Source organism: Ligilactobacillus hayakitensis DSM 18933 = JCM 14209, assembly GCF_000615845.1.
Classification (GTDB): Bacteria; Bacillota; Bacilli; order Lactobacillales; family Lactobacillaceae; genus Ligilactobacillus; species Ligilactobacillus hayakitensis.
Window position 1 is genome coordinate 1 of the sequence record NZ_BAML01000031.1, and the last position, 14,519, is coordinate 14,519.

Genomic DNA, 14,519 nt, shown 5'->3' on the forward strand with positions numbered 1-14,519 from the left:
CAACTGGATCATTAGCACTTGGTAATTTACCAATTACAACTTTAAAGCTATCATTTGATGTTAAGTTACCTGAATCAGTTGAAGCTAATTGAACTGTGTATAGTTTCTTCTTTTGCATTTGATCAGGTGTAACTGCATTTCCATTTTCGTCAACAATCTTAACAGCATTAGTTAGGGCTTTTTTCATGTAATCATCCATATAGTCTGTTGCGACCATATTGCCGGAAGTAATACCTGCTGATGAATCAGTACTATAGTAATCTACACCATGTTCTGCATCATTGTAAGGTGCATCTCCTAAGCCCATCTTCTTAGCTGTTTCAGTAACGTTAATCATTGGTGCAGCATTAACTGGTGCAAGAACAACTTTAATTGTTTCTGTTCCCCAAACATCTTGTGGGTACTTGTTAATTTTGGTAGCAAGAGTATTTAAAGCAACTAAATATCCACTTGCTAACTTGCTTCCGCTATAGTAGTTAACATTAGCTTCTGAGGAATCACTAATTGTTACACCTGGATAATAAGTTTTTTTAGAAGCATTATCTGCTGGAATCACTAATTCACTAGTTGTTTCTTTACCAGCATAGTTAGCAGGATTTAAATCAACTTTAAAGTCCCCAATTCTTCTTGTATCAAGAAGATCTAAGACAAATGATCGATTCCCATTAGCTAAATAGTTACTCTTTTTATAGTAACTCCATTGAACTCCATTTGCAGGATCTGTTTGTCCATTTTCTGCCAAACGCTTGTCATCACCCCAAATAACATGAGTATCATCTTGTTTAGCATAGATTAATGACAATACATCATTAGATGAAGCAGCAGTTTGATCACCCGCAGCTAAACGATAAACTAAAGTCTTACCATCATCAGATAAAATAAAACCAGGGTCATTAGGACGGTTAGATAAACGTTGTTGTGTCCAACCAATCTTATATCCATCATCAACTAATGCTCCATATTTAGCTGTGTCATCAGTATTTACTGGTTGTGTTTGTGAACGATCTGGAGTTGTATAACTTTGATGTTCGTTTGTTTGAGCTGCACGATCTGTATCTGCAACTGCACTTGCGCGTAGCATATCATCTGAAACTGGTGTGCTTTGTGCATCTGCAACGTTAAGTGTTGTTGTTTGCGTTGCTGGTTGAGCAGTTTGATTATCATCAGCTGAAGCAGCAACTTGTGTTGATGTTGGTTGAGCTGCAACTTCATCAGCTGAGGCGCTGCCTACAAGCGCTCCTAATCCAAAAGTTACCCCAACTAAAACTGAGGCAACACCGACATTCAATTTTTTAATTGAATATCTAAAATCTTTGCGGTTCATCTTTTCATCATATAGATGACTATTGTTTTTTGAAACCATTAAATATCACCTTTCTTAATCATAAAATCAATTTATTTTTAATTATTTATTTACAAAAATTTAGTAAAATTCTTGTATGTTTAGTATACAACCAGTACAAATTGAATACAACGTCCATAGTGTGCTAAAAACTAAAAAAATTCATACTTTTTTCTTTAAGAAACTTGGTGTAACTTACGTATATTGAGTGTATCCATAAATATAAATACTCAAAAACCTCTATATTTCAACGTTCACCTCTAAATATTTTTAGAAATTTTTATATTATTCATCCAAAATCTACAATTTCACACTGTGTACCTGATTGAATTTTTTAATCTAAAATACCATAAAGCAAAAAACAGTTAGACTTTCCGTTTCCGGTTTGTCTAACTGTTTTTCAACATATTCAATTAATAATATAAATTAATAATTATCTTAGTCTTCTTTACGTTTGCGTGATACCATACCTAACCCAAACATTGAACCTGCTGCTACTAGAGCTGCTCCAATAATTGAAGTATTTTCATCAGTTTCACCTGTTTGTGGTAAAGTACTTACACCTGTTGATGAAATCACACGAATAATTGTTCCATCCATTGTCATTTCAACAAATACCCATTTTCCGTCAATGAACTTCCAACCGTAGCGAGTTTCATATCTTGTTCTAGTATGAGTATCTGTCAATGTGATAGTTGACATGCCTGGTTTGTTAGCATCCAATGCAGCTCCATTTGATGATACATTTTCATTTCCGTCTTTATCAGCATTTGGATTGTAGCCATTTTCAAGAGCTGAAGCTACTAATTGACTCAATGCATCATTGATTGCCTTCAATGCATCATTAACTTCTTGTTGAGTTGCATTTGGATTGTCTAGAACTTTTTGTCCCGCAGCAATTGCGTCATTGTATGCTTTTTGTGCATCTTTTGAAGCATAGCCAAACATTTCTGATCCACGTACTGATGGAGCATTATTTACAGCTGCTTGTAAGGCAGACTTATCAACAACGGGTGCTTTTACAGTTGTTGAAGTTGGGTTCTTACCTTCATTTGTTACAGTCACTGTTAATTCTTGACCATTTAATTGTGGGTGGTTTAATTCAACAGCGAAATCTCCATTTTTATCAGCCGTAGTAGTTCCTAAAACATTTCCATCTTTATCAGTTACTGTAACTGTTGCACCTGGATTTGCCTTACCTGTTATCACGTTACCTTGGTTGTTTACATTTACTACATCGTTTTGGCCGTTATTTGCCTTATCGTTGATGTTCTTAATTGCATCTTCGATTGCTTTTGTTGCTTCATCTACTTGTTGTTGTGTTGCATTTGGATTATTCTTAACAGCTTCACCGTTCTTGATTGCGTCATCTAATGCCTTCTTGTCATCATCTGATGCGTTCTTGTAGTTGTCGCTTCCTTGAACATCCTTACCGTCGTTGATTGCTTTTCCAAGATCTGTCTTGTCTACAACTGTTACTTTAACTGGTGTACTTGGGTTCTTGCCTTCTCCTTGTGCGACTACTTCTAATTGTGTCTTATCAGTATTCACAGGAATTGTGAAGTTACCCTTGTCGTCAGCTTTACCTGTACCAACAACCGTACCATCAGGGTAAGTTACTGTAATTGTTGCACCTGGTTCCGCTTTACCTGTTACAGTTGTACCATTTTCATCCTTGACTGCAGTTACGTCTGTTGGTTTTGTTGTTGCTTTGTCGTTGATGTTCTTAATTGCATTTTCGATTGCTTTTGTTGCTTCATCTACTTCTTGTTGTGTTGCTTTTGGATCATTCTTTACGTCTTCTCCATGCTTAATTGCGTCATCTAATGCTTTCTTGTCATTATCTGATGCGTTCTTGTAGTTGTCGCCTGCTTGAACATCCTTACCGTCGTTGATTGCTTTTCCAAGATCTGTCTTGTCTACAACTGTTACTTCAACTGGTGTACTTGGGTTCTTGCCTTCTGCTTGGGCAACTACTTCTAATTGTGTCTTATCAGTATTCACAGGAATTGTGAAGTTACCCTTGTCATCAGCTTTGCCTGTACCTACAACTTTTCCGTCTTTATCTGTTACGGTTACAGTTGCACCTGGTGTTGCCTTTCCTGTCACAGTTGTACCATTTTCATCCTTGACTGCATTCACACCTGTTGGTTGTGTTGTTGCTTTGTCGTTGATGTTCTTGATGGCATCTTTGATTGCTTTTGTTGCTTCATCTACTTGGTGTTGTGTTGCGTTTGGATCATTCTTAACAGCTTCACCGTTCTTGATTGCATCGTCTAATGCCTTCTTGTCAGCATCTGATGCATTCTTGTAGTTGTCGCTTTCTTGTGTATCCTTGCCATCTTTGATTGCTTTTCCAAGATCGGTCTTGTCTACAACTGTTACTTCAACTGGGGCACTTGGCTTCTTGCCTTCTGCTTGGGCAACTACTTCTAATTGTGTCTTATCAGTATTCACAGGAATTGTGAAGTTACCTTTGTCGTCTGCTTTGCCTGTACCTACAACTTTTCCGTCTTTATCTGTTACGGTTACAGTTGCTCCTGGTTGAGCCTTTCCTGTTACTGTTGTTCCATTTTCATCCTTAACAGCTTTTACATCTGTTGGTTTTGTTGTTGCTTGGTTTGCTTTACCGTTGATGTTCTTGATAGCATCTTCGATTGCCTTTGTTGCTTCATCTACTTGTTGTTGTGTTGCTTTTGGATCGTTCTTGACGTCTTTTCCATACTTAATTGCGTCATCTAATGCTTTCTTGTCAGCATCTGATGCGTTCTTGTAGTTGTCGCCTGCTTGTGTGTTCTTGCCATCTTCGATTGCCTTACCAAGATCTGTCTTGTCTACAACTGTTACTTCAACTGGGGCACTTGGCTTCTTGCCTTCTTCTTGAGCTGTTACTTCTAATGTTGTAGCGTCTCCCTTAACTGGTACTGTAAAGTTACCCTTATCGTCAGCCTTACCTGTACCGACAACATTTCCTTCTTTATCGGTTACAGTTACAGTTGCTCCTGGTTGAGCCTTTCCTGTTACTGTTGTTCCATTTTCATCCTTAACAGCTTTTACACCTGTTGGTTGGGCTGATGGTTGATTTGCTTTACCGTTGATGTTCTTGATAGCATCTTCGATTGCCTTTGTTGCTTCATCTACTTGTTGTTGTGTTGCTTTTGGATCGTTCTTGACGTCTTCTCCATGCTTAATTGCGTCATCTAATGCTTTCTTGTCATCATTTGATGCGTTCTTGTAGTTGTCGCCTGCTTGCGTATCCTTGCCATCTTTGATTGCTTTTTCTAAGCCTGACTTGTCTACATTGTTTTGACCATTGTTTGTGTCACGGTTTGTCTTATCTTCAACGCTTACTTCAACTGGGGCACTTGGCTTCTTGCCTTCTTCTTGAGCTGTTACTTCTAATGTTGTAGCGTCGCCTTTAACTGGTACTGTAAAGTTACCTTTATCGTCAGCTTTACCTGTACCGACAACATTTCCTTCTTTATCGGTTACTGTTACAGTTGCTCCCGGTTGAGCCTTTCCTGTTACTGTTGTTCCATTTTCATCCTTAACAGCTTTTACACCTGTTGGTTGGGCTGATGGTTGATTTGCTTTGTCGTTGTTATCCTTAATTGCATCTTCAACTGTCTTGATTGCATCACGGATTGCCTTTTCAGCATCATCAACTTGTTGTTGTGTTGCTTTAGAATCATCAAATACTTTTTGACCTTCTGTTAAGGCTTTGTCTAAAGTATCTTTATCTTTTTGATCAACTGCATCGTAACCTGGTTGTGTTTGTAAGTCCTTACCATCTTTAATTGCATCTTCTAAGTTGTCTTTATTAACAACTGGAGCTTTAACTGTATCTTGCGCTGGTGCTTTTCCATCTTCTTGAGCTGTCACAGTTAATTCTTGACCCTTTGTTTGTGGTTCATTTAAATCAACTGTAAAGTTTCCTTGGTCATCAGCTTTTCCTGTACCTAATTCTTTACCATCAGCATCTGTAACAGTCTCTGTTGCACCTGGTGTTGCCTTACCTGTTACTTGGCTACCGTTGTCTGAAACCTTCATGTCAGTTGGTTTAGCACTATCTTCTTTCTTAGGTGCTGTCACTGTAGCTGAAGATGGACGGTTACCTTCTTCTTGAGCTGTTACAGTTAATTCTTGACCACTTAATTGTGGTGTTGATAATGGAGCTTCAAAAGTACCATCTTCCTTAACTGTTGTAGTACCTAATTCTTTACCATCAGCATCAGCACCTGTAACTGTAATTGTTGCGCCTGGTGTTGCCTTACCTGTTACTGTTGTACCATCTTCTTTAACTGCTAAATCAGAAGGTGTTTGTGAAGCTGCTGGTAATTTACCAATAACAACGTTAAATTCTTCATTTGTAACTAAATCACCTGAATCAGTTGCTATCATTTTAACAGTGTATAAAGTCTTTTCCTTCATTTGATCAGGAGTTACTTCTTTACCGCTTTCATCAACAATCTGTAAAGTCTTACCTTTAAGAGGCTTGCCTACATAATCATCCATGTAGTCTTTAACTACCATGTTGTCAGCAATAATTCCTTTAACAGCGTTAGCATCAGCTACACTATAATAATCCATCTTGTTTTCAGCATCATTATATGGAGCATCCCCTAGACCCATTTTAGCTGCTGATTGTGGCACATCGATAAATGGTGCAGCGTTAACTGGAACGATAGCAAAACGTAAAGTTTGTAATCCAACATAATCTTGTGCGTATCCCATACGGTTAGCAACACGATTAGTAGATACAAGGTATCCCTTCTTCATTTCCGGATCTTGATAGTAGTTAACATTATTTTCACCATTTAATTTGATAACCGCACCAGGATAATGAACTTTATTAGAATCATCATCTGCGGGAACAACTAATTCTGTTGTTGTTGATGCATTAGCGTATCTTTCTGGGGATAAATCCATTGAAAAGTCTCCGATACGTTTCTTATCAACAATATCTAAAACATATGCTTGTTTCCCATTTGCATAATATCTGTAACCATTCTTATAAGCCCATTGTGTTCCATTAGCTGGGTCAGTTTGTCCGTTTTCTGCCAAGCGCTTGTCATCACCCCAAAGAACCTCGTTAGAGCCTTCTTTTTTTTCAGCATAAATTAATGATAAAATATCATTAACGTTAAAGTCTGTTGTATCCCCTGCAGACACACGGTAAACAAGAGTCAATCCATCATCTGACAAGGCAAAACCAGGATCATTGTGACGATATGATAATTGTTGTTGTGTCCAACCAATCTTATAATCATCAACTAATTTACCGTAACGGTCACCATCACCATCTTTTGTATATTCTGGAGCTGTTTGAGTACGATCTGGCACAGTGTAACTTCTATGTTGATTGTTTTGATTTTCTGTAGCATCAGCTACCTTACTTGTACGTAATGCATCAGCTGACACTGGTGTATCATTTGTTGCATCAGCTACGTTAAATGTTGTTGTTTCTTTATTTTCTGAGTTGTTTGCTGTTGTGTTGTTTTCTTGATTATTTGCAGTTTCTTGATTATTTGCAGTTTCTTGATTATCAGCTGGTGCTGCTTGTGTTGTTTGTGGTTGGGCTGCAGCCACTTCATCAGCTGAAGCGTTCCCTACAAGAACGCCTAATCCAAATGTTACCCCCACTAATACTGAGGCAACTCCCACGTTTAATTTTTTAATTGTATATTTGAAATCTTTACGGTTCATTTTTTCGTTATATAAACGAGTATTATTTTTTGATAGCATTTCGTTTCTCCTTTTAAGTTTTTCTTTAGCTTGCAAAATATAATTTAACAAAATAATATTCTGTAAACTGCATAGCACAACTTTAATTATAGAGCTAATATTTTATTTATGCAATTGACATCATAGGGAAATTTCTAACTTTTTTCACAATTTCGTCATTTTTTAATAACCTTTATATTCAATTTTCGTTTTCATAACATCATAATAAAATGCTATTTTATCAACTTTTAACAAGAATCTTTTCTTTTTTTACAAGAAAATCAGTAGAACTCAACGCATTGCACACTGCATTTCGGCATAAAAAAATAGCGGAAAAACAAATTTTCCACTACTCTTTTTCGTTATTTTTATTTTTTCTGATTGTTAGTTTTTTCCTCATTACGATTATCTTGAGCTAACTTATCGACCAACTGCACGATACTTTCCATTTCTTCTTCTGAAAAACGGTCCCCATCTTGATACGTATCTTGAAGGAATTGTTCCGCTAACTTTTGCGCTAGTGCTTCGACTTTTTCATCTTCTGTCATCTCTATCCCTCTTTTCCGTTATTTCTTAGTTAGATTTTCTCACATTCTTTTAATCGTGACAAGTTTTTACTATTATTAATTATAGTTGCATCTACTTTCATGATTTTATTTTTTTCGTTATAATAATCCTTTGGAAAGGTGGGATTAACATGTACCCTTACCAAAAAGAATTCGCTGATTGGGTATTACATACTAAACACTATAAGGAATCAACCTTATATTTGTACGAACACACCATCAATAATTTCTATAATTATCTTATCAGCCAAGCACAACAAGGTGCCGATATTAATTTGGTTAAAGAAGCTGACCTCAGAAGTTATCTCAACAATCTAAAAGTGACTTACGACATCAAGGATAACACTATCAATAAGTATTTCTTTCATTTAAAGAAGTATTTTACCTTCCTTTATAGTCACAATTTGATTGATCATTACCCTTTTGTGGATATTGAAACCAGAAAGGTTAATAAATACGATAACATCACAACCGGATGGCAAGAAGCTTTACCAACGATTCTTAGGTCATCGAGCTTATCGCGCGAAGCTAAATTACTGTTATTTTTCATTGCGCAAGGACAATTACCTAAAGATATCTTGAAATTCAAGTATCAAAAATTACACGAATTTTCCGGCGAACTCAAAGAGGCATTGTTATCAAATATCGAAATCATGGATGATGGCGCTTATTGTTTCGCTAAAAAATTCGATGAGAATCATCTTGCCCCTATCGCCACGCAAAATGCTTTGATTATGCAATTGCGCGAAGATGAACGGAAATTGGGGATGCTATTAGCGCCTTCTAAGTTACGCCAAAGCTACATTTACGATTTCTTAGCGCGTCATCAAGACAAAACTGAAATCGAAATGATGCAAGCTTTAGGATTATCAGTCAAATCATTGCTATATTATCGTCAAAATCTCGTGAACGTTGACTTCAAGCATTTCAGCTTACCTGATGATTTCAAATAAGTTATACAATAGTAGAAAGAAGGGATTTTTTGGAAGAATTATTCGAAAAAATGCCGGTGAAAAAAGTTTATTTTAAGCTCGCCATGCCGGTTGTGTGGGGGATGGTCGCAAGTATGATCTACAACCTCGCCGATACATATTTTGTCGCTAAAACGGGCAACACGAAGTTGATTGCGGGAATCGCAATTGGCGCACCGCTTTTCAACTTTTTAATTGCCGTCGGAGATATTTTTGGACTAGGGGCTTCAGCTTTGATTTCTCGGCTTTTAGGAGAAAAGAAACTCAAAGATGCCGCTAGTGTTAGTAGCTTTGCGCTTTACAGCGCGATTTTAACCTCTTTAGTTTTAACTGGGATTTTACTTATCTTTAGAGATCCCATCGTAAAATTATTAGGAGCAACGCCTGAAACTTTTGCCTATGCCCGTGATTTTTATTCCGTCATTGTCTTAGGTTCAATCTTCATCGTGGTCTCCCTTGTTCCTGGAAATATTATTCGAACTGAAGGCCTTGCGATGAAATCAATGATTGCGACGATTTCTGGGACCGTACTAACTATTATTTTAGACCCGATTTTCATCTTTGGATTCGGTTGGGGCGCTAAAGGTGTGGCGTTCGCTAATGTTTTAGGGTATATCTTGAACACAAGTTTATTACTCTACTTCACGCACAAAGACTGTCAGGTCGCAACTTTAGATTATCGCGTGATGTGGATTTCAAAAGAACAAGTTAAACAAGTTTTGAACATTGGTTTTCCAGCTTCCATCACGAATTTCATGACAGCGTTTGGGATGGCGATTTTAAACACTCACCTTGCCCACTACGGCAGCAGCCAAGTCGCAGCGATGGGAATCATGCAAAAAATCTACCTTGTGGTTATCTTGGTCATGGTTGGATTTGCTTTTGGGGCGCAACCATTAATTGGCTACAACTACGGGGCTAAAAACGCACAACGCTTCAAAGAAATTTTACGCTTTGATTTTATGGTGCAAGTGATTTACGCAACAGTCTTATCAATCATCCTCATGATTTTCGCGCCAAGTTTGATGAAGCTTTTCGTATCCGATAGCGCAATCATCAACGAAGGAACATATATGTTACGTGCCTTCTTATGCACAACCCCATTTATTGGTGCGGGACTTGTGTATACCACCGTTTTCCAATCAACCGGAAATGCTTTGGGAGCTTTAACCATGTCAATTGCCAGACAAGGAATTGTCTTTTTAGCAGTAATTTCTTTATTTTCTCCCCTTTTCGGTTATCACGGTGTTGTCTGGTCCCAACCAGTCGCTGACGTGATTACTTTTGTGATTGGATTTGTGATTTTCAAAAAATTAGTTAAGATCAAATAACATATATATAGTAGAAAAGAGCGACAAAATTTAACTCGTCGCTCTTTTCTTATATTGCTTTTTAGTTTTTTGTGTTATAATAATAAAAGAAAAGAGAGCTTTGCAGAGCTCTCTTAAATGTGACCGTAGAAACGGTAGCTAAGTTATAGAAACAATTAAAAAAACCGCTCTAAAACCCGGCTAAAGTTAAGAGCGGCTTTTTTTTATTTCCGTTGGAAAAATAAACTGATTAATGTAATCAGTAAAGTCCCGAATTGGATTACTAAGCTCAATGCTTCGTATACCGTCATGGAACAGCTGTCCTTTCTCAAGTCTTGGGTACATATGCACCACCATCCTTTCGCAGTTGACAGCTACCGTCTCAACTATCACAATCGATATTATATCATTATCTTAACTATTTATCCATAATCAAAATTATAAATATATATTGACAAAAACCTATTATATCAACTATTCACACTAATCAAAAAAAGCCACAAAATCAAATTCATCGCTCTTTTCTTATATTGTTTTTTAGATTTTTGTGTTATAATAATAAAAGAAAAGAGAGCTTTGCAGATCTCTCTTGAATGTGACCGTAGAAACGGTAGCTAAGTTATATGACGATATAAAAACCGCTCTAGAACCCGCTAAAGTTAAGTTAAGAGCGTTTTTTTATTTCCGATGGAAAAATAATCTGATAAAAAGAGCGACGAACATTAAATTCGTCGCTCTTTTTGCTACCTTCTATGATAACTGTGATTCGATTTCATTAATAACTGACTCTGGTTCATCTACTTCGATTATTAATCGATCAAAGTCTTCATTTTTTAACTCAATTACCAAAGGCGTTGCATTTTGGTGAGTATTATAGAAAGTTTTCTTCCCTTCTTTTTTGAAAGTCCCCGCATAATAATATCCTGGAATCGCTGTTCCCGGAATGCGGATTCCTTTATAACCTTCCAAAATTTTCCCATCTACTTTGAGATTTTTGACATGAGCTAATGGAATAATTAATTTATCTTTTAGGGCCCAGATTTTGTCTAAGCTTGAGGTTTAATGACTAGATTTTTTTCTTGGATAGTTACTTTTGTTTTCATAACAACACCTCCATTTGTATTCGCTTTCATTATAAAAAGAACTATTCTTCATTTCAAGATTGAATTACTTTCTTCTTTTATGATATACTTTGATTTAAGAGCTCTGCAAAGCTCTCTTAAATGCGACCGTAGAAACGGTAGCTAAGATATTAAAGTAGTTAAAAAACCGCTCTAAAACCCGCTAAAGTTAAGTTAAGAGCGTTTTTTTTTCCGATGGAAAAATAATCTGATAAAAAGAGCGACGAACATTGAATTCGTCGCTCTTTTTGCTTTCACTATCTATCTTTAATTTTTTTCGCTCACATAGTTTCTAGTTGTTATTTCACTGCATTGTTTAAGTTACGCAAAAAGTTCAAGCGTTTGCGTTCATTGTCTTCGGTTACCTGATCAGTGATAACCGCATATGTCACGCAAGTTCGCATGCTGGCAGCGTCTTTGCTTAAACCTTGCTTCAATAACTCTTTATACAAGTGCTTTTGTCCCAAAACTTTAAGCGTTCTGACCCCTAAACTATTCAAGTTTAGCTTGGCATTTTTCTCTAACCAATGTTTAACCTTCATCATTTTTCCCGTGACATAAGAATATGACTCTAATCTCAAACCCGTTTGAGAACTCGCAAAAAAGTACTTGGAAGTCGCTAATTTTTCCAACCGCCACTGCGCATAATCATAGTACATCTCTGCATTTAACCCTTGCTTTAAGATAGCATATTCTTCTGGTTTAAGCGGAATTTTACGCTCGTATTTGCCAGGGACATGAAGATAATTTGGCGTTAAATCAGCCTTTTTAATATGACTAAGTTCATCATCGCTTAAAATCATCCCCTGATTATTCCCCGAAACCTTAACCCCCAACAAGGCCATCAACGCAATTGACGCCGCTAAAACATCCTCTTGAGTTTTGCCAAAATCCAAGAGTGCTTGGCGAACATCTTCATAATTAATTTCGGTCTTGTGTTGCTCAACTTGCTTACTTAACGCAACGCGACGATAACTCCACGTCACACTCTTGTCGAAATTCTCGTTAACAAAGTAGAGATAATCGCGGTAAACAACATAAGCTTGTTCCACAGAACGTCCCTGTCTGGTTTCAGTCAAACGCGTTACTTCCTTGCTGAACTCTTCTTCGTTAAATTTTTCCATCCCTTTTTGTAAGCGATCTTCAGCATCCGTCAAGTTATTGAAAGCTGTTTGAGCTGTCGCCACCGCCGAAAAACTGTAGTTAGCATCCTGACGATATAAGATATAGGCCGCTTTCCAGTTTTCATGATAATGCGACGTCAATTTAGTCTTGGCATAACTCAAGTCCCCATCTTTAGTTGTATGCACTTTAAATAAGACCAAATCTTTTGCTTGTTGAATCGCTACTTTAGCTTTTTTGAAGCTGTCATAGACATTAACTTTTTCCACGCTATTTTCTTGGAGCACGTAGCTCGTATCTTTTGTTTCAATCATTAAAAATTTTTCCACTGCTATTCCTCTTTATACACTTTTTGTTAGCCCTTTTGTATCTGTTTTTTACTTCCAATATCTCATTAATGCTTGCAAACCAGCTAAAATTACCACAACTGGTATCTCAATCAAAATAAACTTATAAAACCACATAATAAATTTATTATTTTCCCATTTAACTTTTCCAACCTCAAGCATAACTTCAAAATATGAAATATAACTTAATAAAACTCTGACACAACTCATCAAAACTAATGCTAGAAATGCAAATCTTCACTAGCAAGTTGCTTTAACTTTTTTCCTTTGTTTCTTTCATATGTACTTTAGAATTTCCCAAGCCTTGCGACTTAGGCCATAAATATTATGGTGAGCATTGTTTACCATTCCTTTCTCAAACATATTTTTTTCGTTTTTCAAAGATTCCTAAAATTAAATCTCTAAAACTCTCTTCATCTGAAAATAAATATCGTTAATTAAATTTCAAGAAGACGAAAAAAATATCATTTATTCAATTTACATGTATTATATTATTACCATTATTTTAGAATGTCAATAACATTATTAATATTTTTACGATAAATCATTTGATTTATTTTTTAAATATCCTTCAAAGAACATAAAAAAGACCTCAAGATTTAAAGGAAATCCCTAAATCTGAGGTCTATGTGTAAACCAAAAAAATATAAATAATTGTTAATGTATAATTGCTAATTAATGTTTTGCTTCAATTCTAAACCAGCCACGTTGACTGAAGAATGCGTACATATCATTTAAGAAAAAGACACTGTAACTAAAAATTAATGCGAAGTTTCCATCGCCTTGAAGCATTGTTTGAAACCAAAGGGCAATTGTGAAAACTGAAGAGATGGTCCAAACATAGTATTGTTCACGTTTTCGGTTTAATTCAAGCAATGAACCTGTAATTGCCATCGCAAGAGTCAATGAATCTAAGAAGACGCGTGGATCATTAGTCATACTAAAGATAAAGTATGTAGCTGCCCATGCAACAAAAAAGAAGGCGATATATTTAATCCAATCAAAAAGTCCCTTGAACTTTTCAACTTGAATGTCTTCATTCCATTTAGGATCAAGGATACAAAAAATATCTAAAAAGATAATGTAGCCAATTTGTTCCCACATGTTAGCGTAATTGTGCGCAATGCCCGCCGTAGTTGCGATACAGACCGCTGAAAATAAGCCGGCCCAACCTTGAATCGCAGAACGATTAGAAATCCCAAGCACGCAGGCAACCGATAAGTTTCCCCCGACAAAGGCAATTAATGACGTCCATGGACTGTTGGCAAAAGATTGGAAAAGTGAAATTAACTGTAAGATAAAATTAAATGCCAATAAGCCATATGAAAAATGACCCCAACCTTTCATTTGACTGATAAGCCATTTGAAATAGCCTTTTTTAAATACATTTTTTGAATACTGTGGCAAATGCGTAACCACGTCAACATAACGTTCAAACATCTTTTGAACCATCCTTTCAATTGTTAGCTTGCTACATATCATACAATATATAGTGCTTGTCCCCTGGTGTCGACACTAGGTTTTGGGTTTTTTTAACCTTGTTTTCTATCTTAAAGGAAAATTTAAGACCTGTAAAGTCGATTTAAGATAAGACTTTTTTATAACTTGTCAAGTTAGGCAGCAGGCCTAAATTTTATTTTTTTGATACGAAATTTGCATTTTACAACAAAAAATGAGGCCTTAATTTGACCTCATTTTGATGTGTTATTTATTTTTTTATTATCTAATTACATATATTAAATAAATAAGCGTGAAGCTTTATGACCAAATGATTGTGACATCAATAATTTACCATGGTCAACTACCCCCGAACAAGTTCGGGGGCTTGTAACTCACGACACTTGCGTGTCAGTAGTTCAAATGGTTAGGCAAGCCTAATCTCCTACCTTAATGTGGCTACATTTGGGTGGTTGACAAACACCCTTTGTTACTAACAAGTTGATTACTCAATAATATCAGTCAGTAACGTTATTTAATTCAAATTTTGGTTTTTCAATGCCCGAAATATATTGTTTA

At 36.3% G+C, this 14,519-nt stretch carries 10 protein-coding genes; 2 read left to right on the forward strand and 8 right to left on the reverse strand.

Annotation, left to right across the window (positions count from 1 at the left end; genetic code table 11):
* The 3 genes from JCM14209_RS09430 to JCM14209_RS07235 form a co-directional block, all read right to left on the reverse strand.
* Nucleotides 1-1,363, reverse strand: a 1,363-nt coding sequence (locus tag JCM14209_RS09430; protein WP_035520216.1) for a YSIRK-type signal peptide-containing protein, incomplete at its 3' end; no start/stop codon positions are given.
* 417 nt (nucleotides 1,364-1,780) lie between these two features.
* Nucleotides 1,781-7,087, reverse strand: coding sequence for an Ig-like domain-containing protein (locus JCM14209_RS07230; RefSeq protein ID WP_025022833.1), 5,307 nt, complete (start codon nucleotides 7,085-7,087; stop codon nucleotides 1,781-1,783).
* A 347-nt stretch (nucleotides 7,088-7,434) separates the two neighbouring features.
* A complete protein-coding gene (locus JCM14209_RS07235; protein ID WP_025022834.1) occupies nucleotides 7,435-7,614 on the reverse strand; it encodes a hypothetical protein in 180 nt (59 codons plus the stop codon).
* Between the two features lie 149 nt (nucleotides 7,615-7,763).
* Between JCM14209_RS07235 and JCM14209_RS07240 the strand changes: the two genes are divergently transcribed.
* A complete protein-coding gene (locus JCM14209_RS07240; RefSeq protein WP_025022835.1) occupies nucleotides 7,764-8,585 on the forward strand; it encodes a site-specific integrase in 822 nt (273 codons plus the stop codon).
* A 29-nt stretch (nucleotides 8,586-8,614) separates the two neighbouring features.
* Nucleotides 8,615-9,934: an MATE family efflux transporter gene (locus tag JCM14209_RS07245; protein ID WP_025022836.1), complete on the forward strand. Its 1,320-nt coding sequence runs from the start codon at nucleotides 8,615-8,617 to the stop codon at nucleotides 9,932-9,934.
* A 203-nt stretch (nucleotides 9,935-10,137) separates the two neighbouring features.
* Here JCM14209_RS07245 and JCM14209_RS10545 read toward each other — a convergent pair whose 3' ends face one another.
* The 5 genes from JCM14209_RS10545 to pnuC all read right to left on the reverse strand — a co-directional run bounded on the left by JCM14209_RS10545 (nucleotide 10,138) and on the right by pnuC (nucleotide 13,943).
* Nucleotides 10,138-10,224, reverse strand: coding sequence for a putative holin-like toxin (locus JCM14209_RS10545; RefSeq protein WP_225349697.1), 87 nt, complete (start codon nucleotides 10,222-10,224; stop codon nucleotides 10,138-10,140).
* Nucleotides 10,225-10,663: 439 nt separating this feature from the next.
* A complete protein-coding gene (locus JCM14209_RS09435) occupies nucleotides 10,664-10,882 on the reverse strand; it encodes a PH domain-containing protein (RefSeq protein WP_500778183.1) in 219 nt (72 codons plus the stop codon).
* 451 nt (nucleotides 10,883-11,333) lie between these two features.
* Nucleotides 11,334-12,485, reverse strand: a complete 1,152-nt coding sequence (locus JCM14209_RS07255) for a hypothetical protein (RefSeq protein WP_025022837.1) — start codon at nucleotides 12,483-12,485, stop codon at nucleotides 11,334-11,336.
* A gap of 48 nt (nucleotides 12,486-12,533) precedes the next feature.
* Nucleotides 12,534-12,713: a hypothetical protein gene (locus JCM14209_RS07260; RefSeq protein WP_025022838.1), complete on the reverse strand. Its 180-nt coding sequence runs from the start codon at nucleotides 12,711-12,713 to the stop codon at nucleotides 12,534-12,536.
* Nucleotides 12,714-13,178: 465 nt separating this feature from the next.
* Nucleotides 13,179-13,943 (reverse strand): nicotinamide riboside transporter PnuC, encoded by a 765-nt coding sequence (gene pnuC / locus JCM14209_RS07265; RefSeq protein WP_025022839.1) that lies wholly within the window; start codon nucleotides 13,941-13,943, stop codon nucleotides 13,179-13,181.
* Between the last annotated feature and the right edge of the window lie 576 nt (nucleotides 13,944-14,519).

Bases quoted from the DNA above. Each gene is read 5' to 3' on its own strand.
- JCM14209_RS10545 (WP_225349697.1), bottom strand. From the start codon at position 10,224: ATGACGGTATACGAAGCATTGAGCTTAGTAATCCAATTCGGGACTTTA.
- JCM14209_RS07260 (WP_025022838.1), bottom strand. From the start codon at position 12,713: ATGAGTTGTGTCAGAGTTTTATTAAGTTATATTTCATATTTTGAAGTT.
- JCM14209_RS07230 (WP_025022833.1), bottom strand. From the start codon at position 7,087: ATGCTATCAAAAAATAATACTCGTTTATATAACGAAAAAATGAACCGT.
- JCM14209_RS07240 (WP_025022835.1), top strand. From the start codon at position 7,764: ATGTACCCTTACCAAAAAGAATTCGCTGATTGGGTATTACATACTAAA.
- pnuC (WP_025022839.1), bottom strand. From the start codon at position 13,943: ATGTTTGAACGTTATGTTGACGTGGTTACGCATTTGCCACAGTATTCA.
- JCM14209_RS07235 (WP_025022834.1), bottom strand. From the start codon at position 7,614: ATGACAGAAGATGAAAAAGTCGAAGCACTAGCGCAAAAGTTAGCGGAA.